General features: G+C 68.2%; 22 protein-coding genes. 10 read left to right on the top strand and 12 right to left on the bottom strand.

Annotated features, from left to right (window positions below; translation table 11 throughout):
• Positions 1-25: 25 nt before the first annotated feature.
• Positions 26-1,906, bottom strand: a complete 1,881-nt coding sequence (locus L0966_RS06525) for an ABC-F family ATP-binding cassette domain-containing protein (RefSeq protein WP_234051056.1) — start codon at positions 1,904-1,906, stop codon at positions 26-28.
• 150 nt (positions 1,907-2,056) lie between these two features.
• On the bottom strand, positions 2,057-2,458 hold the full coding sequence (locus L0966_RS06520; RefSeq protein WP_234051055.1) for a response regulator: 402 nt from the start codon (positions 2,456-2,458) through the stop codon (positions 2,057-2,059).
• A 290-nt stretch (positions 2,459-2,748) separates the two neighbouring features.
• Between L0966_RS06520 and L0966_RS06515 the strand changes: the two genes are divergently transcribed.
• Both L0966_RS06515 and L0966_RS06510 read left to right on the top strand, forming a co-directional pair.
• Positions 2,749-3,228, top strand: a complete 480-nt coding sequence (locus L0966_RS06515; RefSeq protein WP_234051054.1) for a TerB family tellurite resistance protein — start codon at positions 2,749-2,751, stop codon at positions 3,226-3,228.
• 85 nt (positions 3,229-3,313) lie between these two features.
• The gene (locus L0966_RS06510) at positions 3,314-4,135 is read left to right on the top strand and encodes a glutamine amidotransferase (protein WP_234051053.1); all 822 of its coding nucleotides are present in this window, start codon (positions 3,314-3,316) and stop codon (positions 4,133-4,135) included.
• A 1,252-nt stretch (positions 4,136-5,387) separates the two neighbouring features.
• On the opposite strand, the gene L0966_RS06505 is transcribed toward L0966_RS06510, so the two are convergent.
• Genes L0966_RS06505 through L0966_RS06490 form a run of 4 tightly spaced genes read right to left on the bottom strand, consistent with a single transcriptional unit; the run spans position 5,388 to position 12,225 of the window.
• The gene (locus tag L0966_RS06505) at positions 5,388-7,454 is read right to left on the bottom strand and encodes a hypothetical protein (RefSeq protein ID WP_234051052.1); all 2,067 of its coding nucleotides are present in this window, start codon (positions 7,452-7,454) and stop codon (positions 5,388-5,390) included.
• A gap of 27 nt (positions 7,455-7,481) precedes the next feature.
• Positions 7,482-10,289 (bottom strand): DUF4159 domain-containing protein, encoded by a 2,808-nt coding sequence (locus tag L0966_RS06500; protein WP_234051051.1) that lies wholly within the window; start codon positions 10,287-10,289, stop codon positions 7,482-7,484.
• Positions 10,289-11,203 carry a DUF58 domain-containing protein gene (locus tag L0966_RS06495; protein WP_370640657.1) on the bottom strand — a complete coding sequence of 305 codons (915 nt, stop codon included), beginning with the start codon at positions 11,201-11,203 and terminating at the stop codon, positions 10,289-10,291. Before L0966_RS06495 ends, L0966_RS06500 begins: the two co-directional genes overlap by 1 nt.
• Before the next feature lie 20 nt (positions 11,204-11,223).
• Positions 11,224-12,225 (bottom strand): MoxR family ATPase, encoded by a 1,002-nt coding sequence (locus tag L0966_RS06490; RefSeq protein WP_234051050.1) that lies wholly within the window; start codon positions 12,223-12,225, stop codon positions 11,224-11,226.
• A 237-nt stretch (positions 12,226-12,462) separates the two neighbouring features.
• On the opposite strand from L0966_RS06490, the gene L0966_RS06485 reads away from it, so the two are divergent.
• From L0966_RS06485 to L0966_RS06470, 4 genes are read left to right on the top strand one after another with little or no spacing between them, the layout of a single operon-like run.
• Positions 12,463-13,110: a DUF1285 domain-containing protein gene (locus L0966_RS06485; RefSeq protein WP_234051049.1), complete on the top strand. Its 648-nt coding sequence runs from the start codon at positions 12,463-12,465 to the stop codon at positions 13,108-13,110.
• Positions 13,107-13,775, top strand: a complete 669-nt coding sequence (locus tag L0966_RS06480) for a CoA pyrophosphatase (RefSeq protein WP_234051048.1) — start codon at positions 13,107-13,109, stop codon at positions 13,773-13,775. The genes L0966_RS06485 and L0966_RS06480 overlap by 4 nt, the downstream gene beginning before the upstream one ends.
• The gene (locus tag L0966_RS06475) at positions 13,775-14,035 is read left to right on the top strand and encodes a DUF6111 family protein (protein WP_234051047.1); all 261 of its coding nucleotides are present in this window, start codon (positions 13,775-13,777) and stop codon (positions 14,033-14,035) included. The genes L0966_RS06480 and L0966_RS06475 overlap by 1 nt, the downstream gene beginning before the upstream one ends.
• A complete protein-coding gene (locus L0966_RS06470) occupies positions 14,032-15,270 on the top strand; it encodes a CCA tRNA nucleotidyltransferase (RefSeq protein ID WP_234051046.1) in 1,239 nt (412 codons plus the stop codon). The genes L0966_RS06475 and L0966_RS06470 overlap by 4 nt, the downstream gene beginning before the upstream one ends.
• A gap of 380 nt (positions 15,271-15,650) precedes the next feature.
• On the opposite strand, the gene L0966_RS06465 is transcribed toward L0966_RS06470, so the two are convergent.
• The 4 genes from L0966_RS06465 to L0966_RS06450 all read right to left on the bottom strand — a co-directional run bounded on the left by L0966_RS06465 (position 15,651) and on the right by L0966_RS06450 (position 18,805).
• The gene (locus tag L0966_RS06465) at positions 15,651-15,869 is read right to left on the bottom strand and encodes a YodC family protein (protein ID WP_234051045.1); all 219 of its coding nucleotides are present in this window, start codon (positions 15,867-15,869) and stop codon (positions 15,651-15,653) included.
• A 68-nt stretch (positions 15,870-15,937) separates the two neighbouring features.
• Positions 15,938-16,867, bottom strand: coding sequence for an oxygen-dependent coproporphyrinogen oxidase (hemF, locus tag L0966_RS06460; RefSeq protein WP_234051044.1), 930 nt, complete (start codon positions 16,865-16,867; stop codon positions 15,938-15,940).
• 221 nt (positions 16,868-17,088) lie between these two features.
• The gene (locus L0966_RS06455) at positions 17,089-17,550 is read right to left on the bottom strand and encodes a tRNA (cytidine(34)-2'-O)-methyltransferase (RefSeq protein ID WP_234051301.1); all 462 of its coding nucleotides are present in this window, start codon (positions 17,548-17,550) and stop codon (positions 17,089-17,091) included.
• Positions 17,551-17,605: 55 nt separating this feature from the next.
• Positions 17,606-18,805 (bottom strand): beta-1,3-glucanase family protein, encoded by a 1,200-nt coding sequence (locus L0966_RS06450; RefSeq protein ID WP_234051043.1) that lies wholly within the window; start codon positions 18,803-18,805, stop codon positions 17,606-17,608.
• Between the two features lie 451 nt (positions 18,806-19,256).
• On the opposite strand from L0966_RS06450, the gene petA reads away from it, so the two are divergent.
• The 4 genes from petA (at position 19,257) to L0966_RS06430 (ending at position 22,640) form a co-directional block, all read left to right on the top strand.
• Positions 19,257-19,784, top strand: a complete 528-nt coding sequence (gene petA / locus L0966_RS06445; RefSeq protein ID WP_234051042.1) for a ubiquinol-cytochrome c reductase iron-sulfur subunit — start codon at positions 19,257-19,259, stop codon at positions 19,782-19,784.
• Positions 19,785-19,821: 37 nt separating this feature from the next.
• Positions 19,822-21,099 carry a cytochrome b/b6 gene (locus L0966_RS06440; protein ID WP_234051041.1) on the top strand — a complete coding sequence of 426 codons (1,278 nt, stop codon included), beginning with the start codon at positions 19,822-19,824 and terminating at the stop codon, positions 21,097-21,099.
• A 21-nt stretch (positions 21,100-21,120) separates the two neighbouring features.
• Positions 21,121-21,960, top strand: coding sequence for a cytochrome c1 (locus tag L0966_RS06435; protein ID WP_234051040.1), 840 nt, complete (start codon positions 21,121-21,123; stop codon positions 21,958-21,960).
• A 143-nt stretch (positions 21,961-22,103) separates the two neighbouring features.
• Complete coding sequence (locus L0966_RS06430) at positions 22,104-22,640, top strand: adenine phosphoribosyltransferase (protein WP_234051039.1); 537 nt, start codon at positions 22,104-22,106, stop codon at positions 22,638-22,640.
• 363 nt (positions 22,641-23,003) lie between these two features.
• On the opposite strand, the gene pncB is transcribed toward L0966_RS06430, so the two are convergent.
• Together pncB and L0966_RS06420 are read right to left on the bottom strand one after the other, a co-directional pair.
• Entirely contained in the window at positions 23,004-24,296 is a 1,293-nt protein-coding gene (gene pncB, locus L0966_RS06425) for a nicotinate phosphoribosyltransferase (protein ID WP_234051038.1), read from the bottom strand.
• A gap of 149 nt (positions 24,297-24,445) precedes the next feature.
• Entirely contained in the window at positions 24,446-24,970 is a 525-nt protein-coding gene (locus L0966_RS06420) for a DUF1269 domain-containing protein (RefSeq protein ID WP_234051037.1), read from the bottom strand.
• Between the last annotated feature and the right edge of the window lie 454 nt (positions 24,971-25,424).

Genomic DNA, 25,424 nt, shown 5'->3' with positions numbered 1-25,424 from the left:
CGTGCGTTTCCGCGGCAATGGGCTGTCAGCCCCCCGCTTCCTCCAGCTCCGCGCTCACCGTGAGCCACTCCTCTTCCACCTTGGCGAGGGCCGCCGCCGCGGTGGTGCGCTCCTGGCCATAGCGGGCGGCGTCCAGCGGCGCCTTGGCGTGCAAGGCTGGGTCCGCCAGCCGGGTGTCGAGCAGGGAAATGAGCCGCTCCAGCTTCTCCACCTGGCTTTCCAGCTCGCGGATGCGCTTCTTGAGCGGACCCGTGGCGATGCGGCGCTTGGGCTCCGGCGCGCTCTCCTCCTTGGTGGCGGCCTTCTCCTTGCGGCCCTCGCTGGTCATGCGGTCGCCGTCGGCCTTGGAGAGCACCTCGGTGCGATACTGGTCGAGATCGCCCTCATAGGGCTTCACGGTGCCGCCGGAGACGCGCCACAGCCGCTCGGCGCAGGCTTCCAGCAAATAGCGATCATGGGAAATGAGGATGACCGCACCGGGAAAATCGTTCAGCGCCTCGATCAACGCGGCGCGCGCCTCAATGTCCAGATGGTTGGTCGGCTCGTCGAGGATGAGCAGGTGCGGCCCGTGGAAGGTGGCCAGCCCCAGGAGCAGGCGGGCCTTCTCGCCGCCCGAGAGGGACGACACCTTGGTGTCGGCCGCGCCGCCGGAAAAGCCCATTTCGGCCGCCCGCGCGCGCACCCGCGCTTCCGGGGCGTCGGGCATCAGGCGGCGCACATGCTCGGCTGGGCTGTCATTGGGGCGCAGTTCGTCGAGCTGGTGTTGGGCGAGATAGGCCACTTCCAGCTTGTCGGCGCGCACCATGCGCCCGCTATCGGTGGAAAGCCGGCCCGCCAGCAGCTTGGCGAAGGTGGACTTGCCGTTGCCGTTGGGGCCGAGCAAAGCGATGCGGTCATCCTCGTCGATGCGCAGGTCGAGATTGCGCAGGATGGGCTTGCCGGGAACATAGCCCACCGCCGCCTTCTCCAGCACCACGATGGGCGGGGACAGCAGCCGCTCGGGATGGCGGATGGAGATGGACGCCGCCTCCTCGCTCACCTGCGCGGCCAGCGGCTCCAGTCGCGCCAGGGCCTTCAGGCGCGATTGGGCCTGCTTCGCCTTGGTGGCCTTGGCGCGGAAGCGGGCCACGAAGGACTCCATGTGCGCCCGCTGCGCTTCCTGCTTCTTGCGGGCCTTCTGGTCCAGAAGCAGCCGCTCCCGGCGCTGACGGTCGAAGGAGGTGAAGCCGCCTTTGTAGAGGGTCAGCTTCTGCCCGGTGAGGTGCAGGATGTGGTCCACCGACGAATCAAGCAAATCGCGGTCATGGCTGATGAGGATGACCGTGCGCGGATAATGGGCCAGGTAATCCTGGAGCCACAGCGTGCCTTCGAGGTCGAGATAATTGGTGGGTTCGTCCAGCAGCAGCAGGTCCGGCTCGGTGAAGAGCAGGGCCGCGAGCGCCACGCGCATGCGCCAGCCGCCGGAGAACTCCGAACAGGGCCGGCTCTGGGCGCTTTCGTCGAAGCCGAGGCCGGCCAGGATGGTGGCCGCCCGCGCCGGAGCCGAATGGGCGTTGATGTCGATCAGCCGCGCCTCGATCTCGCCCATGCGCATGGGATCGGCGGTGGTCTCGCGCTCCTTCAGCAGGGCCGCGCGCTCGGTATCGGCGGCGAGCACGCGCTCAATGAGGCTGTCGGGGCCGGCGGGGGCCTCCTGGGCGACGCGGCCGATGCGGGTGCGGTTGGGCAGGCGGATGGCGCCGCTCTCCAGCTCCAACTCGCCCACCAGGGCCTTGAACAAAGTGGTCTTGCCCGAGCCGTTGCCACCCACCACGCCCACCCGCGCATTCTCCGGAATGGCGACAGAGGCGTGGTCGATGAGCAGGCGGCCGGCGAGGCGCAGGGAAATATCGTCGAGAACGATCATGGCCGCGCCTTTTCGCAGGCCCGGCGGGGCGGGGCAAGGCTTGCGTGCGGGCAGGCCGCGCCAGCCATGTCCGCGCGCCAGCCTTCCATCGCGCCTTCCGCGTGGTGGCAGATCATCCTGGCTGATGTCGACGCGGCGGCGGTGGTGCTTCTAGTCCTCGGGCATGTCGATGTCGAAGCCGCGCAGGGTGGCTCGCAGGGTTCGCACGTCATAGGGCTTGCGGATCACCACCACCTTGTCCAACCCCGCGAGCTCGCCCTCGACCTCCTCCGCGGCATAGCCCGTGGCGACGATGACGGGCAGATGGGGGAGGAGCCCGCGCAGTGCGCGCACCACATCGCCCCCGCTCATGTCTGGAAGGCCCATGTCCACCACGGCGAGCAGCAGCGCTTGGCCGGCGGAATTGCCCGCATGCTCCAGGGCAGCGCGGCCATGGGCGGCCACTGTCACCGTGAAGCCGTGGTCCTCCAGCACCTGCTGGGCCACGAGCGCCACGAACGGCTCGTCCTCCACCAGCAGGATGGTGCCGCGGCCGGCGGGCTGATCGAGCACTGGATGGCCTCCTGCTCTGCCGGCTCCGGCCCGGCGCGGTTCGATTCCCGATCGCCCATCATGGCACATCGCGGGCTTCGCCGCAGGGGTGGGCCGGCCCGCGGTTCCCGGTTGCGGCGGTTGCCTCGGTGGCGGCATCATGGCAAGGGGCGGGGCAGGGTGAAGGGCCACGGCCCTTGCGTGCCGGCGCCTCGCGCCCATGTAGCATCGAGTTCCGTTTTGTTCACCGGTGCGACGACGGGCCCTCAGGGTTCCGCGACGCCGTTTCGAGCCACAGGATGCCCCAAAGCATGTTCCGCAGCCTTGCAGACTTCATCTCGGACATCACCGGTGGCCGCCGGGAGCTGACGGCGTTCGGCGCCGATGATTACCGCCTCGCTGCCGCCGCCTTGCTGGTGCATGTCATCACCGTCGACGGCGTGGTCACCGATTCGGAACGCGCGGTGCTGAAGCGTGTCCTGGAGGATCGTTTCGCGCTGAGCGGCACCGAAAGTGACGCCCTGGTGGAATTGGCCATTGCCAAGGATGCGGAAGCCGTTGATCTTTATGCTTTCACCAGCGTGCTGAACCGGGCGCTGGACGATGAGGGGCGCCGGCGCATCGTGGAGATGATGTTCCAGGTGGCCTTCGCGGACGGCACCTTGACCGAGTTTGAGGACAATCTCGTGTGGCGCGCGGCGGAGCTGCTGAATGTGGACACGCGCGACCGGGTCGAGATCCGTCGCGAGATCCGTGAGGAGGCGGAAAACGGCGGTGAACGACAGGACTAGCGCTTGGACAGGTGGGTTTTGCGGCGCGGCGCGGGAACAAGGCGCGCGCGATGAAACGCGCGGAGCCGGTCCCGCGGCTGGGGCCATGGCAGCGCCGCGGTCCGCCGCATCTGCCGGCGGCATTGATGCGCTTCAGGAGAACGGGACCCGCCCGCCGTGCGCGCGCGCCGATGCGCCTGAGCGCGAGAGCGTGGATTGCACCGACATTCTGATCATCGTGCATCAGGCTCATTCCACGCCCGGCCGCGTGGGCGAGCGGCTGGAGCGGCGCGGCTATCGGCTGGATGTGCGGCGTCCCGCTCTGGGTGATCCGCTGCCCGATACGCTGTCATCCTATGCGGGGGCGGTGGTGTTCGGCGGGCCCATGAGCGCCAATGACGATCTGCCCTTCGTGCGTGCCGAGATCGATTTCATCGCCAAGGCGCTGGAGGCGGAAACGCCGCTTCTGGGCATCTGCCTGGGTGCACAGATGATGGCCAAGGCCCTGGGGGCCCAGGTGTCCCCCCATCAGGAGGGGGCTTGCGAGATCGGCTATTATCCCCTCGCCGCCACCGATACTGGAGCCGCGCTGCTGAACTGGCCGAGCCACGTCTACCACTGGCATTCGGAAGGTTTCGAGCTGCCGCCCGGGGCGGAATTGCTGGCCACGGGGGAGGTTTTTCCCAATCAGGCGTTTCGCTATGGCGAGAGTGCGTACGCCCTTCAGTTCCACCCCGAAGTGACGCGGGAAATGATGTGCCTGTGGACCGTCCGGGGGGCGCACAACCTCACCAAGCGTGGCGCCCAGCCGGGCGAGGCGCATCTGGCCGGCTGGAGCCGCTATGACGCCGCCGTGTGCCGCTGGCTCGATGGCTTCCTCGACATGTGGCTGGTGGCCGAAAGCGGGCGCGCGAAGCCTCGCGGCTGAGGGCAGCCTGCGAAGTGTGGTGACCCGCCACCTCCGCGCAAGCTCGGCATGGCACAACAAGCCCAGGCCACAGTCGCGGGGCCTCTGCCGGATGGCACGAGTGAGCGTTCGAGGGGGCGCGCCGTAGACGGCGCGGCCTCCCGGTGCTTTGGTAGGGCATCGCCGGCGGGAACTGTTTTGCATTTTGCAAAATGCTTATGCAGGTTTCGCAAAATGCAAAACCAAATTGCAGCGCGCGCGTCTCCGCCATTGGCGCATATCTATATCTAGTGTATGCGCCGAGAGCGCATCATATATCTGGATTTTCTGAAGTTGGCCTGCGTCTTGCTTTGGAGGGTGTAGGCCGATCGTCAGGTGTCAGCGTCATCGGTCTGGATAAAGGGCGTTCGTCGACCCCCGGCGAACGCCCTCATTCCATCCGCCCATGCTCCTGCGTTCCCGCAGTTGAGCCGCCTGCATTTTCTGCTGCGCAATACACCTCCCTCATACGACTCGCTTCCCTTTGGTTGCCGGCCGAAGAGCTTTTGTGACCGCGCGTAGGATGCGGTGGTCGTTTCCGTCGGCCTGTCGGGGGAGATCGCGGCAGCGGTGTCGCCGTGCGCGACACGTGTGACGAAGCCATTTCCCAATGAAGCGACCCCCGGTTGGTGTGAAGGACTGGTGTCACGGCAACGGTTCAGGCGCGGAATGACGGGCGACTGAACGCGGGGAGGAGCGCACGCGGCCGGCCAACGGCACGCCAGACCCGCCGCGATGGTGTTGCGAGCGCGTTTGTCGCGGCCACGCCGGAGCTTGCACCGCGTTCGCGGGCGTGCCGGTGCGGCCTTGGCCTGCCCACTGCTATCTTCCGCCCGTCCATTCAACGGACGCCCGGAGGCGGAGAGCCTGGCGCGCAAGCCGGTGATCCCGGTGATCTCGACGCCAATCATGGACGAGGTGAGCGCGAAGCCACGATTCCGGGGCCCCGCCTTGCCGCTGAGCGACTGCCGCGGCCCCTCTTTTGTCGATGGACGAGATGCTGGCTGGCTCGTGTCACTCGACGTGCGCGCGCATCCGCCGGGCTTGAGACCTTCGCTGCGCGCTCGCCCCGCGTGAAAGGGGTCCTGCTCAGCCCAGCAGTCCCACACAGTGCAGGAGACCGGCTCGCCGGGGTGCGAAGGGCGCGTTCCCGGCGCGAAAGGCGACGCGCGCGGCGAGCGCCTCCGGTTCCCCGGACAGTGCGGCAATCCCGGGCGCGGCGCGGATCGGGCCGTCAGCGTCCCTCCCGCACCCAGGTGGCGGTGAGCATGCCGAGCAGCAGCAGAAGGCCGCTGAGCCCCGCGAACACCGGGAACAGGCCGATGCCGCGTACCACCGACACGTCGCGGGTGCGCAGGCCCATCCAGTCGTCGCCCGCCAGCCGGTCCGCGGAGGAAACCTGCACCACCCGTGGCACTCCGCCGGGGAGATCGGCGATCCGCCACACCCGCCCGCCAGTGGCGGCGGCGATGGGGGCAAGAACCTCGCGGGTGCTGGTGACCTCGGCGAATTCCTTGGGGTTGAGCGGGCCGATATTGGCCAGCGCCGTCAGCTCGCCATTGGTGGCCCGCCACAGGCCCAGCTCGTCGGCGGGGGTGGTGGCGCGCCACAGGCCGGGCTTGGCTTCCTTGAGGGTCAGCGTGCGGGTGGCGCCGGATGGGGTGGTGACCACGGCCGGCGGAACACTGTCGCCCATGGTTTGGCGTTCCACCGTCAGCTCGCGCCCGGCGACGGTGAGCTTCAGGCGCTCCTCTTCCAGGTCCGGCTCCTTCATGAGCCAGTGGGAGAGGCGCCGCAGCAGGTCGATGTGCGGCCCGCCACCCTCATAGCCGCGCGCCCACAGCCAGATATGGTCGGACAGCAGCTGGGCCACGCGCCCCTCGCCGGCCTTGTCCACCAGCAGAATGGGCTTGTCGCCGGGAGCCGCCATCAGCTCCGTGCCTGAGCGCGGAACGGTGTCGATCACGCGGAAGAAGCGGCTCCAATTGGGCGGCTCGGCATTGGCGCCGGGCAGATCGCGGGTCACCGGGTGGCGCTTGCCCTTGTCGGTGAGGCGGGGGTGGAAGGGCGCTTCGGTCACCGCGCCGGTGGGCACGGCCGGCAGGATTTCGTCCAGCGGCGTGTTGTAGAGCGAGCCGGGCTCCACATAATCGAGGCCCGAGGCTACCAGCACGGCGCCGCCGCCGCGCACATAGCGCACGATATTGTCCAGATACACCTGCGGCAGCACGCCTTGCTGGGCGTAGCGGTCGAAGATGATCAGGTCGAAATCCTTGATCTTGGTCTGGAACAGCTCGCGCGTGGGGAACGCGATCAGCGAAAGTTCGTTGATGGGCGTTCCGTCCTGCTTCTCCGGCGGGCGCAGGATGGTGAAGTGGACGAGGTCCACATTCGCGTCGCTCTTCAAGAGGTTACGCCAGGTGCGCTCGCCGGCGTTGGGCTCGCCGGAAACCAGCAGCACCTTCAATTTGTCGCGCACGCCGTCAATGGCCACGGCGGTGCGGTTGTTCACCGTGGTCAGCTCGTTTTCGAGGGGGGGCACCTCGAACTCGACGATGTTGGGGCCGGCGTGGGTGATGTCCACGTCGATGCTCTCGCTCCGCCCGGCGGTGACGATGGGGCGGGCGATCACCTCGCCGTCGCGCCGCACGGTCACGCCCACGCGCGCGCCGGGGGGCACGCCCTCGTCGGTCACGCGGAAGGTGATGGACTGCTTCTGCCCCACGATGCCGAAGCGCGGCGTCTTTTCCAGCGCGATGCGCCGGTCGCGCTCGCCGTCCTGGCCGGAAACGAGGGCGTGGATGGGCGCCGAGAAGCCCAGGGACTGGGCATTGGACGGCACGTCATGCACCCGCCCGTCGGTGATGAGCACGGCGCCCGCCACCCGTTCCGGCGGCACGTCCGCAAGGCCGGCGGATAGGGCGGAGAACAGGCGGGTGCCGTCGCCATCGCTGGCATTGGCATCGGCGGTGATGGTGCGCACCTCCACCCCCGGCAGGGCCTTGAGGCGGCCTTCCAGGGTGGCGCGGGCGGCCTCGGTCTGGGCGGTGCGCTCGCCGAAGGACTGGCTCGCGCTCTTGTCCACCACCACGGCCACCACGGAGGGCAGGGGCTCGCGCTCCTCCCGGGTGAGCGAGGGGTTGGCGAGGGCGGCCAGGCCCACCAGCAGGGCCAGGGCGCGAAAGGCAGCGCCGCGCGTGCGGGTGGCCAGGAGCAGCAGCGCCAGCACGGCCGCCGCCGCCGCGAAGGCGATCAGCACCTGCCAGGAGACGAAGGGGGCGAAGGAAAGGCCGTAGCTCATGTCAGGCCCCCTTGTATGCGGCGCGGATCATTGGCCGAGCCTTTCCAGGAGGGCGGGCACGTGCACCTGGTCGGCCTTGTAGTTTCCGGTCAGCACATACATGGCCATGTTGGCCCCGGCGCGGAAGGCGAGCTCGCGCTGGCGCGGCTCCCCGGGGGTGAGGGGCAGCATGGGCTCGCCCGATCGCGTCACCGCCCAGGCTCCCGCCAGATCGTTGGATGTGATGATGACGGGCGAGACGCCGTCGCCAGCGCGGGCCGGCCGGTCGGTGTCGTCGCCGGGGGGCAGGGCCTCCACCCAGGTGGTGCCGCCGGTATAGCGGCCGGGGAAGTCCTTCAGGAGATAGAAGGCCTTGGTCAGCACATGGTCGCGCGGCACCGGGGCGAGCTCGGGAATGTCGAGGCCGGAGAGGATCTGGCGCAGCTTCGCGGCGGCGGGCGTCAGCGGCGCGCCGGGCACGTTGGACGCCTCGATGGCGTCGCGGGTGTCGAAGATCACGGTGCCGCCCTGCTTCATATAGGCATCGAGCTTGGCGAGCACGGCGGGCGGGGGCACCGGCGTGTTCGGCAGGATGGGCCAATAGATAAAGGGGAAGAAGGTGAGCTCGTCCTTCGCCAGATCCACCCCCATGGCCTCCCCTGCCTGCAGGGCGGTGCGCTGGCCCACGAAGGTGGCAAGCCCGCTGAGCCCCGCGCGGGAAATGTCGTCCACCTCGGGGTCACCGGTCACGACGAAGGCGAAGCGCGTCTGCCCCGTGGCCTGGAGCGCGAAGGCATCGTCGCTGGCCCTGGCCGGTGTGGGCGGTGCCGCGGCCGCCAGCAGGGCAAGGGCCATCAGCGCGGCGGCTGTGGCCCGCTTCCCGCCGAGACGGGTGAGGCCGCCCGCCAGATAGAACACCGCCAGCGTGTCCAGCAGCAGGAGCACCATGGCGGCGATGAGGGCGAGGCCCGCAAGGTCTCGCGGCGTGCTCTCCTGCAGCGGCTCGGTGCGCAGGCCGAGGGCGGAAAAGTCGATGGCCTTGGGCGCATCGGAGGGCAGAAGCACGTTTACGGCCACCAGCCCGTCGGGCGGGCCATAGAAGCCGGGGGGATGGTCGGCCCCGGCGCGGCCGGTGAAATCGGCGGGAATGGCCCGCGCCATGGGGCCGGGCGGGTGGAAGGCGCCGAAGCCATCCAGCACGCGGGAGGGCGCGAGGGTGGCGATCTCCGGCCGTTCCAGGCCGCGCGGCGCGTCGGCAGCGCCGGCCTCGAGAGCGGGCGGGGCATCGGAAAGGGCGATCACGCGGCGCAGCATGTCCACGAAGGTGCCGGAAAGGGGCAAATTGGACCAGGACGTGTCGGCGGTGACATGGAACAGCACCAGTGCCCCCTTGCCCATGCGGGTGCCGGTGACGAGGGGCGTGCCGTCGCTCAGCGCCGCCCAGGTGTGCTCGCCCAGGGCGCTGTCGGGCTCGGCCAGCACTTGCCGGTTCACGCTCACGTCGGTGGGCACCTTCATGTCGCGGAACGGGCCTTCCGGGGTCAGCGCGCCCAGCGGCTGGGGCGTTTCCCAGGAGAGGGAGCCGCCCAGCACGCGCCCGCCGCGCCGCAGCTTCACCGGCAAAAGATCGTCCTGCGCATTGGCGAGGCGGGGGCCGGCGAAGCGCACCAGCACGCCGCCATTCTCCACGAACTGGGCCAGCCGCGCCCGCGTGGCGGGGGGAATGGTGCCCACGTCCGGCAGCAGCAGAACGGGCACGCGCTGCTCCAGGAAGTGGTTGATGTTCTCGATGGCCGAGCCGGTCTCCGCCACGCGCAGGTCCGCATAGGGGGCGAGGGCGCGGGTGAGGTAATAGGTGGGGGCAAGCAGCGGCTGCCCGGTGTCCGTGCTGGTGCCGGAGACGATGCCGACGGTGCGCCGCCGCCAGCTCTTGTCGATGAGCTGCACCGCGCCGGCCGAGGTCTCGCCCACGATGTCGAGCCGGGCGATCTCGTTGCGGATTTCCACCGGCAGCGTGAACCGGGCCTCGCTGGCGTTGGCGCCCTCGGGCAGGGTGAAGGGGGCGTCGGCCAAGGTGAGGCCGCGCATGTCCTTGGCTTCCACCCGCCCGGCGCGGGGTGCCCCGCCGGCGGGACGCAGCACCTTCACGGTGAGGGCGTCGGCGCCATTTTCCGGGTTGGCGAGGGCGAGCGGCGCGGCGGCGCCGCCGCTCACCACCAGCGAAGAGCCCTCCTTCAGGGGCGCGAGGGCGGCGGCAAGGTCGCCATCGGCAGCCATGTCCACGCCGTCGGAGAGGAAGACGATGCCGGCCTGGGGCTCTCCGGCGCGCATCTTCGCCGCCAGGGCGAAAGCCTCGGCGCGGGCCGGCGCATAGGGCACCGGCTGCAGCGAGCGCAGCCGGTCGCGGGCGGCTGCGGGGGTGAGAAGGGTGGCGTCGCGCGGCACGTCGCCGGTGGGGATGAGGGCGATGCCGCGCCCGGCATTGGCCGCCTCGTCGATGAGCGCGCCGGCAGCGGACATGCGCGCCTCCCACTGGCCCGCCGCGGGCCAGCCCTGGTCGATGACCAGAAGCAGCGGCCCCTCGCTTGCCGGGCCCGCCGCCGGCGGGTTCCAGATGGGGCCGGCGGCGGCCAGGATCACAAGGGCCGCCAGCAGCATGCGCAAGGCGGTGAGCCACCAGGGCGTGCGCGCCGCGCTCTCCTCCTTGGGCTTGATGTCGAACAGCAGCCGCGTGGGCGGAAAGGCGAGGGTGCGCGGCTTGGGCGGCACCACCCGCAGCACGTACCAGAGCAGCGGCAGGGCCAGGAAGGCGGACAGCAGCAGCGGCGCGGAGAAAGCGAGGGGCAGGCCGAACATCAGGCACGTCCCCCCATCGCCAGTGCCGGGCCGCCGACACCCATGCGCATGTGCAGGTTCAGCAGAAGCGCGCTGGCGGGCTGGTCGGTGCGGTGCACGATGAAGCTCCAGCCATGCCGCTCGGCAGCGGCGCGCAGGCGGGCGCGATGGGCCTCGAGCTTCATCTCATAATCCGATCGCCAGCTTTCCGCGCGGCCCACGGTGAGCTTTTCGCCCCCTTCCGGATCGGCGAATTCGATGCGGCCGGAGAAGGGAAAGGTCTCCTCCGCCGGGTCCACGATCTGCACCACGTGGCCATGGGCGCCGCTGGAGCCGAGGGCGGCGATGCGCGCCGCCACCTCGTCCGCCGGGCTCCAGAAATCGCCCAAAAGCACCAGCTCGGAGGTGGGCGCGGGGGTGAAGAGGGGCGGCAGGCTCGCCGGCAGCGCGGGGGCGAGCACCAGGTTTTCCGCCATGCGCTCCACGATGTTGCGGTTGGCGCTGGGCGGCATCAGGCCGGGCATGCCCACCCGCTCGCCGCCGCGCACCAGCAGGTCCGCCAAGGCGAAGGCGATCACCAGCGCCCGTTCCCGCTTTCGCGGGTGGTTCGCGGTGGCATAGTCCATGGAAGCGGAAAGGTCGGGCCAGAGCCAGACGGTGTGGGCGGCCTCCCATTCGCGTTCGCGCACGTAAAGATGGTCGTCCCGGGCCGAGCGGCGCCAGTCCACCCGCGCGGCCGGCTCCCCGCCCAGGAAGCGGCGATACTGCCAGAAGTTCTCGCCCGCGCCCGCGCGCCGCCGCCCGTGCAGGCCATGGGCGACGGAAGAGGCGATGCGGCGCGCCTCCAGCACCAGGCGCGGCATGGCCGCAACCAGACCGGCGGCCTGAAGGGCGGCCTCGGCCACGGTGCGGGAGGCGGGGGAGGTCTCTTCCACTGCGTTCGATCCTGCCCGCGTCAGCCGAGCCGCTCCACCAGCCGGCGGATGATGTGGGGCACGCTCTCGCCTTCCGCCCGCGCGGCGAAGGTGAGTGCCATGCGGTGCTTCAATACCGGTTCGGCCAGGGCCACCACATCGTCCACGGAGGGCGCGAAGCGACCGTCCAGCAGGGCACGGGCGCGTACCGCCAGCATCAGCGCCTGGGAGGCGCGCGGGCCGGGGCCCCAGGCAATGAAGCGCTGCTCCGCGCCCTCGGAGCCGGGGCGGGCGGAACGCACCAGGGTGAGGATGGCCTCGACCACGGATTCCCCCACCGGCAGGCGCCGCACCAGATGCTGGGCCGAAACGAGGTCCTCCACGCTCATGGCGGCGCGGGGCTTGGTTTCCTCGGCGCCGGTGGTCTCGAACAGAATGCGCCGCTCGGCCTCCCGGTCGGGATAGTCCACGTCGATCTGCATCAGGAAGCGGTCGAGCTGCGCCTCGGGCAGGGGATAGGTGCCCTCCTGCTCCAGTGGATTCTGGGTGGCGAGCACGTGGAAGGGCTTGGGCAGGTCATGGCGCTCGCCGGCCACCGTCACGTGATATTCCTGCATGGCCTGGAGCAGGGCCGATTGGGTGCGCGGCGAGGCGCGGTTGATCTCGTCCGCCATCAGCAGCTGGGCGAAGATGGGCCCGCGGATGAAGCGGAAGGCGCGCTGGCCGCCGGGCGTCTCTTCCAGCACCTCGGCGCCGAGGATGTCGGAGGGCATGAGGTCGGGCGTGAACTGCACGCGCCGGGCGTCAAGGCCGAGCACGGTGCCCAGCGTCTCCACCAGCTTGGTCTTGGCGAGGCCCGGCACGCCCACCAGCAGCGCATGGCCGCCGGCGAGAATAGTGATGAGCGCCCGCTCCACCACCGCGTCCTGGCCGAAAATGACGCCGGAAATGGCGGTCTTGGCCGCCTTCACGTGGCCGGCGGCGGTTTCCGCATTGCGGACGATCATCTGATCGAGGTCGAAGGTCTCGCCGGCAGCCGCCATCACCACTCTCCGTGCACCAAAACATCGGGCCTGCATCGCACGAGGCTTGCCGCAAAAAGCGGCAACAAAACGCCCGGCGACGGCTCCCGTTCCGCCCGCGCTGCGGGCTTCGACCGGATTTCGCCGTGCAAAGGTCGCGCCACCCGGATAGAGAGCTTACGATAAGATTGTGTTCCGTCTAATCCCTCTTCCCCGGGAGAGGGCGGGATCTTCTCAACTCACCGCGAGGACGAGATCATGGCGGGCGGGCAGGGCACGCAAACCCTCGCGCAGACCGAGGCGCCAGCAGGCGCGGCAGCCGATCGGGGCGGCCGGCTGGAGGCGCTGCTGGCAGCCGCGCGCGCGGCCGGCGGCTCGGGCCCGGCGCCGGTGGATAAGTGGAATCCGCCCGATTGCGGCGACATGGATATGCGAATCGCCGCCGACGGCACCTGGTTCTACATGGGCACGCCCATCGGCCGGCCGGCTTTGGTGCGCCTGTTCGCCTCCGTGCTCACCCGCGAGGGCGCGCGCTATGTGTTGAAGACGCCGGTGGAGAAGATCGGCATCAAGGTGGACGACGCCCCGTTCCTGGCGGTGGAGATGGCGGAGGAGGAGGGCGCGAGCGGCCGCATCCTGGTGTTCCGCACCAATCTTGATGATCTCGTGCGCTGCGGTCCCGGCCACGCTTTGCGCTTCGCGCCCGGGGCCGCGCCCGGCGAGTTCGTGCCCTATGTGCATGTGCGCAACGGGCTTGAGGCACGGCTCACCCGGGCGGTCTATTTCGATCTCGTCGCGGCGGGCGAGGTGCGCGTGGTGGACGGGCGGGAGATGTTCGGCATCGCCTCCGGCGGGGCGTTCTTCCCCATCATGCCGGCGGCCGACCTGGAGCGGCTCACCTCATGAGCGACGCGCCTGCCATAACCGCCGCGCCGGGCTCCGGCCTTGCCGATTTCCTGGACCGGGCGGCCCGCGGCCTCTCCCGGGAGCCGCCGCCTTTCTATACGGACACCGCCTTCGGCCGGGTGAATGGCGACCACGCCTTGCAGCCCAGCCTTGAGGGCCTTGCGCCCACCGCCCCGCCCCGGCACGCGGCGGTGCTGGTGCCCATCATCGCCCGTCCCGAGCCCGGCGTGCTGCTGACCCAGAGGTCGGCGCAGCTCTCCAACCATGCGGGCCAGATCGCCTTTCCCGGCGGTCGCGTGGATCCGGAGGATGCCGATGAGCAGGCCGCCGCTTTGCGCGAGGCGTGGGAGGAAGTGGGGCTGAATGGCGCCCTGGTGCGGCATCTGGGCTATCTCGACGGCTATCTCTCCGGCACCGGATTCTGGATTGTGCCGGTGGTGGGCCTGGTGGATCCGGCCTATGGCCTGACCCTCAACCCCGCCGAGGTGGACGAGGCCTTCGAGGTGCCGCTGAAATTCCTCATGACACCGGCCAACCACCAGCGCCAGTCGCGGAACTGGAAGGGCACCCTGCGCCATTATTATGCGATGCCGTATGAGGGGCGCTTCATCTGGGGCGCCACCGCCGGCATGCTGCGGAACCTTTATGAACGGGTCTATGCCTGATGCTGCGCACCGTGCTGGTGGAACTGGCCCTGTTCCTCACCCCCTTCGTGCTCTATGGCGCGCTGCTCATTGCCACCAAGGGCTCGGTGGTGCCGGAGCATTGGTCGCCGCGCGCTCTGGCCGGCCTCGTGGTGGCCGCCTTGGCGCTGATGATCGTGGGGCTGCTGCTGTTCGAGGGCGGACGCAGCGCGCCGCCGGGCAGCCATTACATTCCGGCTGAAACCCGCGATGGCCACTTCGTGCCGGGGCATTACGAATGAGCGGAACATCTCTCGCAGGGGCCGATTTCTGGAGCCGCCATGGCCTGCGCGACCTGCTGGCCGTGCTCAATGGCGGCGGCGAGGAAGCGCGCGTGGTGGGCGGCGCGGTGCGAAATACATTGCTGGGCCGGCCGGTGACCGACGTGGACATTGCCACAACCGCCTTGCCCCAGGTGGTGAGCGAACGGGTGCGCGGCGCCGGCATGAAGCCCGTGCCCACCGGTATCGACCATGGCACGGTGACCGTGGTGGTGGACCACGAGGCCTATGAGGTCACCACCCTGCGCGAGGACATGGAGACCGACGGCCGCCGCGCCGTGGTGCGCTTCGGCCGCAGCTGGGCGCATGACGCCGCCCGGCGCGACTTCACCATCAACGCCCTTTACGCCTCGCCCGATGGCATGGTGGTGGATCTGGTGGGCGGGCTGGCCGATCTCGCGGCCCGGCGCGTGCGCTTCATCGGCGACGCGGAGAACCGCATCCGCGAGGATTATCTGCGCATTCTGCGCCTGTTCCGCTTCCATGCCGCCTATGGCGAGGGACCGGTGGACGTGCTGGCCCTGCACGCCGCGATCCGCTGCCGCGAGGGGCTGCGCGGTCTTTCCCACGAGCGGGTGCGGGCCGAGCTTCTCAAGCTGCTGCTGGCGCCGGGGGCGGCGCATACGCTGCACGTGATGAGCGATTGTGGGCTCATCCAGCCGCTTCTGGCGGGGCTGGCCGACGTGGGGGCTTTCAGCCGGCTGGTCGCGCGCGAGGCGGACTTCGGCGTGGCGCCGGACGCCATCCGCCGGCTCGCCGCCTTGGCGCTGCGCGTGGCGGATGATGTGCCGCGCCTGCGCGAGAAATTGCGCCTGTCGAACGTGGAAATGCAGCGCCTCTTCGCCATGGCCTCGTCGCGCCCGGCCCTGCCGGCGCAGGGCGCCCCGTTCCAGGCGCAGCGCGCCTTTGTTTACCGCGCGGGTGCCGAGGCGGCTCTGGATCGGGCGCTGCTGGCGGCCGCACGCGGGCGTGCGGACATGGCGCCCCTCGTGGCGCTGGCCACCAGTTGGGCGCCGCCGCGCCTGCCGGTGGCCGCCGCCGATCTGCTGGCCGGCGGCCTGAAGCCGGGCCCGGGACTGGGCCGCGCTTTGGCCTATGCGGAGAATGCCTGGGTGGATGCCGATTTTCCGGGGGGGAATGAGGCCCGCGACGCGCTCATCCAGGCCGCGCTGGGCACGGAGGGAGTCGGCGGCTGAGCTGGCGTGAACCTTCGCCCGTCGATGACGAAGAAGAGCGCTTCTCCCGCCGGTGCTGAGCTGAATTGTTCGCGCTCACGCCATTCCGCCTCGCCCTGCGGCGCTCTCGGCGCGTCTGTGCGGGGGGAGCGGCTTGGTGCCGCCCGGGGCTCGCGCGCCACGACATTTTTCCGCTGAGGATGTTGCGTAACGCGTCGCCAAAGATCCCAGCGCCCAAAGCCCCGCCAAAGGCCGGGCTGGGCGGCCGGAGCTGCACGCCAAGGGCCCGCGAGCCTGGCTCATCGGCCCTCGGTCGCGCCAGCGGGTTCATGGGCGCACCCCGTTGGCACCGGTCGAAGACCGGCGCCGATGGTGTAGGGCGAATGCGTGTGGGGTGAGGATCAGTCCTCGTCCTCTTCCCCTTCGTCCCCGTCTTCCTCGATCTCGAACTCAGTCAGATCAAGGGTCTCGAGGGACACGGCCGGCAGGCTCTGGGAGCGGAACTCGCCCACTTCCTCGGCATACCACACCACCTTGACGTCCTGCTCCTGCACCTCGACCACGGTCAAGGCCGGGCTTCCCGACTTGAGCTGAACGATCTCTCCCGGCTCGAACGCCATGTCCCTCTCCCCGATTGCGGCGCGATGCGCGCCGCCTGCATCATTATCGGGGCATCATGACAGGCCTATCACGGCCACTTTACAACTGGTGGCATGGACGAGAGGATGGAATCCACATTGCCTCCGGTCTTCAGGCCGAAGATGGTGCCGCGGTCGTAGAGCAGGTTGAATTCCACATAGCGTCCGCGGCGGATCAGCTGTTCCTCGCGCTCCTCGGCGGTCCAGGGCGCGGCCATGTTGGCGCGCACCAGCCTGGGGTAGATGTCGAGGAAGGACAGGCCCACATCGCGGGTGAAGGCGAAGTCCTCCTCGAAGCTGCCGGTGCCCTTGGCCGCGCTGTCGAGATAATCATAGAAGATGCCGCCAACGCCGCGCATTTCGCTCCGGTGCTTCAGGAAGAAATACTCGTCGCACCACGCTTTGTAGCGGCCATAGTCGGCCACCTTGTGGGGCGTGCAGGCCGCTTGCATGGCCGCGTGAAAGGCCATGGTGTCCGGGTCGTCCTGCGTGCGCCGGCGCGCCAGGACCGGGGTGAGGTCCGCGCCGCCGCCGAACCATGCCTTGGTCGTCACCACGAAGCGCGTGTTCATGTGCACGGCGGGCACGTGCGGGCTCGCCATGTGGGCGATGAGGGAGATGCCGGAGGCCCAGAAGCGCGGATCTTCTGCGGCGCCGGGAATCTGCGCGCGGAACTCGGGCGCGAACTCGCCGAACACGGTGGAGGTGTGCACGCCCACCTTCTCGAACAGCCGCCCGCGCATGAGTGCCATGGTGCCGCCGCCGCCGGGCGCGCCGCTGTGGTCCGTCCGCGCCCATGGCGTGCGTTCGAAGCGGCCCGCCGTGGGACCGTAGAGCTCCGCCGCCGCTTCCTGCTCCAATGTCTCGAACGCCGCGATGATGCGGCCCTGCAGCTCCTCGAACCAGGCACGGGCGCGCGCCTGACGCTCGCTCAGGATGGGATTTGGGGGCGGGGCGGATGTTGGAGGAGCGGCGGACATGGGGCTTTCGTTGCTGTCGGCGGAAAAGGAGTTCTTATACCAAAGGCGCGCGCGTGTGCCTCATGGGCGTTTGGACAAACCGCCACGGCGGACATTGGGGCCCGCCTTCCCCCGCAGGCCCGCGCTCGGGTCCGCTTGCGGCACTGATCCTCCGCCTTCGTCCGGGACTGATGTGACACACTTCCCTTACGTGAGCCACTCCCGCTTCGCCCGGACAGGCTTCAGGACCGGGGAAAGCCCGATGTCTGGCGCAGGGCCTCGGCAAGCCCGATGCCCGCGCTCACCGCGACATTGAGGGAGCGCAGCCCCGCGCGCATGGGGATGGTGACGCGCGCATCGGCTGCGTGATGGACGGCCTCCGGCACGCCGGCCGACTCGCGCCCGAACAGCAGCGCGTCCGTGGGTGCAAAGCGGAAATCCGTGAACGCATGTTCGGCTCCGGTGGTGAACAGCACCAGGCGGCGGCCCTGTGTCCGCACCATGTCGCGGAAGACGTCGAAGCTGGCGTGGCGGTGCCAGTCCACGGCGTCGATATAGTCCATGCCGGCCCGCCGGAAGGCGACCGAGCCCACGGGAAAGCCCGCCGGCTCAATGATGTGGACCGGAACACCGAAGCAGGCCCCGGTGCGCAGGCAGGTGCCGGCGTTTTGTGCGATGTCAGGACAATAAAGGGCGAGAAGCATCATGGGAGCCCTGGGAGGGTGCCCGCCGGCGCTGGCGGGCACCTTCGGGCCATCATCAGTTCCTGGAGGCGGGGCAGGTGACCTTCGCCATGGATCCGTTCAGCGGGTACAGCGTCAGGTTGAGCGCCGTCGGCTGAAGCAGTGAGATGGTGCTGCTCTGCGAGCAGACATCGTCATAGGGGAAGGTATAGGCCCCCTTGTTGTAGGCATACTGGTGAATGAGCTTGGAATACTGATTCACCGGCGAAGCCGTGTAGGGCGCAGCGCCGCTGCAGTTCGACAGGGTCTTGTTGGTCAGGAAGGTGGAGCGCAGGAAGGCCGCCTGGATATAGGTCTGCAACAGCGCCACGTTGCCGCCGCTGACCGGTGGCGCGCCATTGGCCCAAAGATATGGGGTGTCAGGCTTGCCGAAGATCGTGGGCGTGCCGCCGCCCTTGGGGGTGAGCACCATCTGGTTATTGGTCACCGTGCCGGTATAGGTGGTGGCGCCGGTATCGATCGAAAAGGTATTCTTTGCGTTGGCGTAATAGGTGAAGACCTGATCGATATATTTGTTCCAGTGGGTATTATCGAAGTAGTTCGGATCCTTCGTGCTCAGCGCCATCGCATGGACCGGCGAGATGATGCGGATCGGCCGTTTCTGTGCGTCCTTGACGATGAGGTTCGACCAGGGCGCGCCCGCCTTGGTCATGGCGGTGATGATGTTGGTGCCGGCGGTGGCGCTGTCAAAACCGCCGACCAGGGTGGTGGCAACGCCGCCGGGCTTGCCGGAAAGGGTCATTCGAATGGGAAGGCCGAAGGCATCCACCTGGGTGGTGTCTGCCCAGATCTGCGTGCCGCCGCCCACGCCGGAATTCGTCACCCAGGTATATTCCATGAAGTCAAACGGGGTCTCGAAATTCCCCTCACCCGGGGTCCAGCCGTCGGGCGTGGAGGGGTTGCCCTTGCTGTTGACGCTGAGGGTGATCGGCTCGCAGAAGGAGAAATAGACCCGGGCCGACTGCAGCATGGGCACGCGCAGGGTGGTGCTTTTTCCGGAGAACGAGAAGCCGTAATTCTTCGCCGCAGTGGATGCCTTGAACTTGGTGGCCTTGCCGCTCTGGGCGACATAATACCAAGTGTCGTTCTTGTTCGGGTTCGTGGACCCGTACACGGTCACGTAGATCTTGCCCGTATAGCCGGTGAGGTTGGTGATGGTGACCGGAAGCGTGGAGGCGGCCTCGGCCTTCGGGGTACTGAAGCCTGAGATCGCCACGGCAAGGGAAGCGATTGCTGGGATACACCACGCGCGCATGTGACGCTGCCTATAGGGAATGAGGTAGTTCAATGCAGGGCGCCTGCACCGGCGGAAGGTTACATGAGCATGTTACCGTGGCGAATCCCGCGCGCACAAGGGATTAACCGCCCTATACGGTTGCAATTCTTTGCTTTCGTGTGCTTAGCCGGCGATTGCATACATGACGGGGGCTCTGCGCGGCGGTGTTGACCTTACGCCCGCTGCCATTGCCCCGTTGTCGCACCGCGGGAAAAGACCGCGTGCCGCATGGCCATGATCTGGACAAGATGAGGCGAGGGTGCAATTAGAGGCGCTCGAAGATGGATAATTGTGGCTTCATCGCTCTGCCATATTCGTGCGCAGGGGCCTGACCGGGAAGGTCCAGCCCCCCATGCGGACAGCGGCGGACGACAGAAGGGGGATCAGCGCCGTGGCACATGCGGAGACGTCGCAGAAGGCGACGCGTCGAGACTTTCTCTATATCGCAACCGGCGCCGTGGGCGCGGTGGGCGTTGCCGGCATGGTGTGGCCGTTCGTGTCGCAGCTCCAGCCCGACGCTTCCGTGCTGGCGCTTTCCACCACCGAGGTGGACCTCTCCCCCATCGCCGAGGGGCAGATCGTGACCGTGCAGTGGCGCGGCAAGCCCATCTTCATCTCCCATCGCACCAAGAAGGAGATCGAAGAGGCGCAGAAGGCCGACCTCGCCTCCATGCGCGACCCCCAGCCCGACGCAGACCGCGTGAAGGCCGGCAAGGACCAGTGGCTGGTGGTGATCGGCATCTGCACCCATCTCGGTTGCGTGCCGCTGGGTCATCAGGGGGCCTATGACGGCTGGTTCTGCCCGTGCCACGGTTCGGTGTACGACACCTCCGGCCGCATCCGGCAGGGACCGGCGCCGCTCAACCTTGCCCTTCCGCCCTATGCTTTCACTTCCGATACGAAGATCGTGATCGGCTGACGCTGGTTCGTCGCCGGCGCAATAAAGGTTGGACGCCATGGAAGGACATTCCACCTATCAGCCCAAGAACAAGGTGGCGCAGTGGTTTGAAAGCCGTCTGCCCATCGTGGGGCTGGTGCATTCTTCGGCCATCGCCTATCCGGTGCCGAAGAACCTCAATTACTTTTGGACTTTCGGCGCGATCCTGAGCTTCATGCTCGTGGTGCAGATCGTCTCCGGCATCGTGCTGGCCATGCATTATGTGGCTTACGCTCCGGTGGCCTTCGCCCGGGTCGAGCACATCATGCGGGATGTGAGCTTCGGCTGGCTCCTGCGCTACATCCACGCCAACGGCGCGTCGATGTTCTTCATTGCCGTGTACATCCATATTTTCCGCGGCCTCTATTACGGCTCCTACAAGGCGCCGCGCGAGGTGCTGTGGATCCTTGGCGTCATCATCTACCTCCTCATGATGGCCACCGCCTTCATGGGTTACGTGCTGCCCTGGGGCCAGATGTCCTACTGGGGCGCCACCGTCATCACCAACCTCTTCTCTGCCATCCCGGTGGTGGGCGAGGTGATCGTGCAGTGGCTGTGGGGCGGCTACTCGGTGGGTGACCCCACCCTCAACCGCTTCTTCGCGCTGCATTACCTGCTGCCGTTCATGATCGCCGGCGTGGTCGGTCTCCACATTTGGGCTCTGCACCATGTGGGCCAGAACAACCCCGACGGCATCGATGTGAAGAGCGTGAGCAAGGACACGGTGCCCTTCACCCCCTACGCGACCCTGAAGGACGTGTTCGCCATCGCGGTGTTCATGATCTTCTTCTCGTGGTTCATCTTCTACACCCCGAACTATCTCGGGCACTCGGACAACTATATTCCGGCCAATCCCATGTCGACGCCGGCCCATATCGTGCCTGAGTGGTACTTCCTGCCCTTCTACGCCATCCTGCGGTCCATCCCGGACAAGCTCGGCGGCGTCCTGGCCATGTTCGCGGCCATCGCGGTGCTGGCCTTCCTGCCCTGGCTCGACACCTCCAAGGTGCGTTCGGCCCGGTACCGCCCGCTGTTCCGGATCTTCTTCTGGATCTTCGTGGTGGTGGCGGTGGGCCTGGGCTATCTCGGCTCGCAGCCGTCCGAGGGCTGGTACGTGATCGTGTCGCGCATCTTCACGGTCTATTACTTCGTCCACTTCCTCATCATCCTGCCCCTGCTCGGCTTCATCGAGAAGCCGAAGCCCCTGCCGGCCTCCATCGCGGATGCCGTGCTCGCCAAGCATGCGGCGGGTGGCGCGACGGTCATGGCCGGCGCGTCCGCCCCCGAGACCAAGTGACGGGGCGCGGAGAGAACAGCCATGACCATCCGTAGCATTCTCTTCGGCGCTGCCGCTGCGGCGCTCCTGTTCGTGGCGCCCGCCACGGCTTCCGAGGGTGGCGGCCATGATGGCCGTCCCCCGCGCCTGTCCTGGTCGTTCGCGGGTCCCTTCGGCACCTATGACACGGCGCAGCTTCAGCGCGGTTTCAAGGTGTTCAAGGAAGTGTGCAGCTCCTGCCACTCCGCGAACTTCCTGTACTTCCGCAACCTGGGGCAGCCGGGTGGCCCGAGCTTCAGCGAGGCGCAGGTCAAGCAGATCGCGAGCGGCTACCAGATCACCGACGGGCCGAATGACTCCGGCGACATGTTCGAGCGTCCCGGCCGTCCGTCCGATCACTGGCCGGCGCCGTTCCCGAACGAGCAGGCCGCCCGCGCCTCCAATGGCGGCGCCCTGCCGCCGGACATGTCGGTGCTGGCCAAGGCCCGCTCCTACCATGTGGGCTTCCCGGGCTTCATCACGGATGCCTTCATCCAGTACCAGGAGCATGGCGTCGACTACATCCACGCCGTCCTCACCGGTTACGGGGAAGCGCCCGAGGACGTCCACGTCCAGTCCGGCCTGCACTACAACAAGTATTTCCCCGGCAACCAGATCGCCATGCCCAACCCGCTGAGCGATGGTCTGGTGGAATACACGGACGGCTCTCCGCAGACCGTGGACCAGTATGCCTCGGACGTGGCGGCCTTCCTGATGTGGGTGGCGGAGCCGCACCTCGATGCGCGCAAGCGCATCGGCTTCCAGGTCGTCATCTTCCTCATCGTGCTGAGCGGGCTGCTCTACTTCACGAAGAAGAAGGTGTGGAAGAACGTCGCGCACTGAGCGCAGGAATCGCACCGAGAAAGGGCCCGCAAGGGCCCTTTTTCTTTTTGCGCGCCCCCTTCATTCTGTGTGCCCGCCGCGGCTTGCGCTAGGTCGCTGGTTTGCCCACCGGGCGCCCGCGTCCGCGGCATCAGGAGCCTTCCATGACGCTGAACGAATTCGCCGCCTCGATCCGCACGATCCCGGATTATCCCAAGCCGGGCATCCTGTTTCGCGACATCACCACGCTCCTGGGCAATCCGCGGGCCTTCCGCCGCGCGGTGGATGAGCTGGTGCAGCCCTTCGCTGGCGGCAAGGTCGCGAAGGTCGCCGGCATCGAGGCGCGCGGCTTCATTCTCGGTGGCGCCGTGGCCCATCAGCTGTCCGCGGGCTTTGTGCCGATCCGCAAGAAGGGCAAGCTGCCGCACCAGACCGTGCGCATGGCCTATGCCCTGGAATACGGCCAGGACGAAATCGAGATGCATGTGGATGCGGTGGAGCCGGGACAGCAGGTGCTGCTCGTGGACGATCTCGTGGCCACCGGCGGAACGGCGGTCGGCGCGGTGCACCTGCTGCGCGAGTGCGGCGCGGAGGTGGTGGCCGCCTGCTTCGTGGTCGACCTGCCGGACCTTGGCGGCGTCGCCAAGCTGGAAGCGCTGGGCGTGCCGGTGCGCTCGCTCGTCTCTTTCCCGGGTCATTGACCCAGCAGGCGCGGGCGGGCATGCGACCGCTGGGTCATTCCCGGTGGCGTCGATGTTTGTCGCCCGTCCCAACCCGGCGACCGTGCGCGCCGCCGGCTCTGCCCAGGGCGCTTTGAGCGTGTAGCACGGCGCGGCATCCGGAGCGCTTCGGAATGCAGGAGATGGCGCCCGCACCAAGACACGCGAGACCACGAAAGCCAGAAGCCATAGCCGCGAACCGATGCGGACGGAAAACGTGCCGGCGGGCCGACGCTGAAGTGTCAGCTCCCCAGCGGCTCCGGTCCGGCTGGGCCCAAGGGGAGTTCCCTGTCCGCCCTCCTCGCGGACGAGCGCGGCGTTGCGGATAGCGGCGCCGGCGCTGGTTCAGACCAGGACCGGCCGCGCCTGTTGGGCGCCCACCTCGAAGACGCGGCGATAGCGCTCCAGCTCGCCGGCGGGGCCCATGGCCTTGGTGGGATTGTCGGAGAGCTTCACTGCGGGTCGGCCATTGGCCGAGACCACCTTGCAGACGACGGAGATGGGGTCCAATGCGCCGTCGGGCACGAGCCCCCGGAAGTCGTTGGTGAGCAGGGTGCCCCAGCCGAAGCCCATGCGCAGGCGGCCCTTGAAGGCGTTGTGGATGCGCGCCACCTCGGCCACGTCGAGAGCGTCGGAGAAGATGGCGAGCTTCTCGGTGGGGGCCTGCCCGCGCTCGATCCACCAGCGGATGGCCTCCTCGCCACCCTGCACCGGGTCCTTGCTGTCGATGCGGATGCCGGTCCAGCGGGCCACCCAGTCGGGCGCGTGCGCCAGGAAGCCGGAGGTGCCGTAGGTGTCCGGCAGGATGATCCGGAGATTGCCGTCGTAGTCGTCCTGCCAATCGGCGAGGACCTGGTAGGGCGACCAGGCGAGCTCCTCGTCGGTGGTGGCGAGGGCGGCATAGACCATGGGCAGCTCATGGGCGTTGGTGCCCGTGGCTTCCACTTCCCGGCGCATGGCGATGAGGCAGTTGGAGGTGCCGAGGAAGCCTTCGCCGAGACCTTCGATCAGCGCCTGCACGCACCAGTCCTGCCACAGGAAGCCGTGGCGGCGGCGGGTGCCGAAATCGGCGATGTTGATGGGGCCGAGGGTGCGCAGGAACTCCACTTTTTCCCACACGCGGGCCATGGCGCGGGCATAGAGGATCTGCAGCTCGAATTTGCCCATGTCCTTCAGCACGGCGCGCGAGCGCAGCTCGTTGATGATGGCGAGGGCGGGGATCTCCCACATGGTGGTTTCCACCCAGGGCCCCTCGAAGGTCAGCTCGTATTGCCCGTCCCATTTTTCCAGGTGATAGGCGGGAAAGCGGAAGGCCTCGAGCCAGGCAATGTAATCGGGCGAGAACATCTGCCGCTTGCCATAGAACATGTTGCCGCGCAGCCAGGTGCTTTCGCCCCGGGTGAGGGAGAGGCCGCGCACATGGTCGAGCTGCTCGCGCAGGGCGCCGATGTCGATGATGTCGGCGATGCGGATGTGGGACGAGCGGTTATGGATGCCGAAAGTGACGCGCGTATCCCGGTGGCGGTGGAAAATGGTCTGCCCCATCAGCAGCTTGTAGAAGTCGGTGTCGAGCACCGAGCGAACGATGGGGTCGATCTTCCAGGTGTGGTTGTAGACGCGCGTGGCGATGTCGGTCATGTCGGCCCCGGGTGGCGGATCGGCGGCTGGGAGCCGCAATACGCGAGGCACCACCTATAGCATTGATCCATGGGATGGTGGCCGCCGCGCGAAGCTGCGCCGCCGGCGGCGGGCCGGCGGCGAGCGCAGGTGAGGGGCGGCGCGGACGCTCAGGCCGCGGGCGCGGAGCCGGCGGCGATGGCGGACTTCAGCTTGGCCTCGTCCTCATTGGAGAGGGAGGTCTTCAGCACGCGGGGATTGTAGGGCTCGATCTCCGGCAGCACCTTGTCGAAGGTCACGCTCTTCACCAGCACGAACAAGGCGGAGGAACTGGCGGGAATGGTCTCGCCCAGCTGCTTCACGAAGTCGTCGTTGATGCCGTAGTCGGACAGCGAGCCGGAAAGCGCGCCCGCGCCCGCGCCGGCGGCCGCACCCAGGGCCATGCCCGCCAGCGGATTGAGGAACAAAAGGCCGACGAGCCCGCCCCACAGCGCGCCCATGGTGCCGCCCTGCGCCGCGCCCAGAGCGGTGAGGTTCACGGCCTGCTTCACATGCACCTTGCCGTCGCTCTCGCGCTCCACGACGCAGGCGTCCTCAAGATCGATCAGGTGCGCCTTCTGCAGGGAGCGCAGCTTGTTGAGCACTTCGTCCGCCTGGTGGAGACCGCTGAAGCCGAAAACGACGAGATCGCTCATGAAACGCCTCTTGGGTTGGGTGGAATGGCCTGATTCGCTTGGCCTGCCCGGGAGTTCCACCATGGGGCAGCGCGGACCTTCGTCTGAATTCGCGACGCTGGCAAGACGGGACGGCCGGTGTTGCCCGCCATGGCCCGCCGCCGCGGACCCGTGGCTTGGCAGCGGGTTGGAAGGCCCGCCAATGCGCGGTGGGTGGTGACGTGCACACGTTGCCACCGTCAATCGATGGCGGTAAAGGAGGAAATCACGGTGCGTACCACCTGACGGCTACAGGACCCCGTTCGGCGCTGAGTTTGCTGGACTGTGGGTCGCGTGAAACGGCCGGTCGGGAGCGATTGCCAGCTGGAGATATCGTCGCGGCGTTGTCCACGCTTGCGGGAGGTATCACAGGCGTCTTCATCGAAGATGGGGTGGCTCTCGCCCCGCAGATGTGCTCGGAATATGCGTGGCGAGC

It is taken from the genome of Xanthobacter sp. NM-59 (assembly GCF_021401125.1).
Classification (GTDB): domain Bacteria; phylum Pseudomonadota; class Alphaproteobacteria; order Rhizobiales; family Xanthobacteraceae; genus Xanthobacter.
This window is presented reverse-complemented; position numbering and strand designations above follow the sequence as displayed.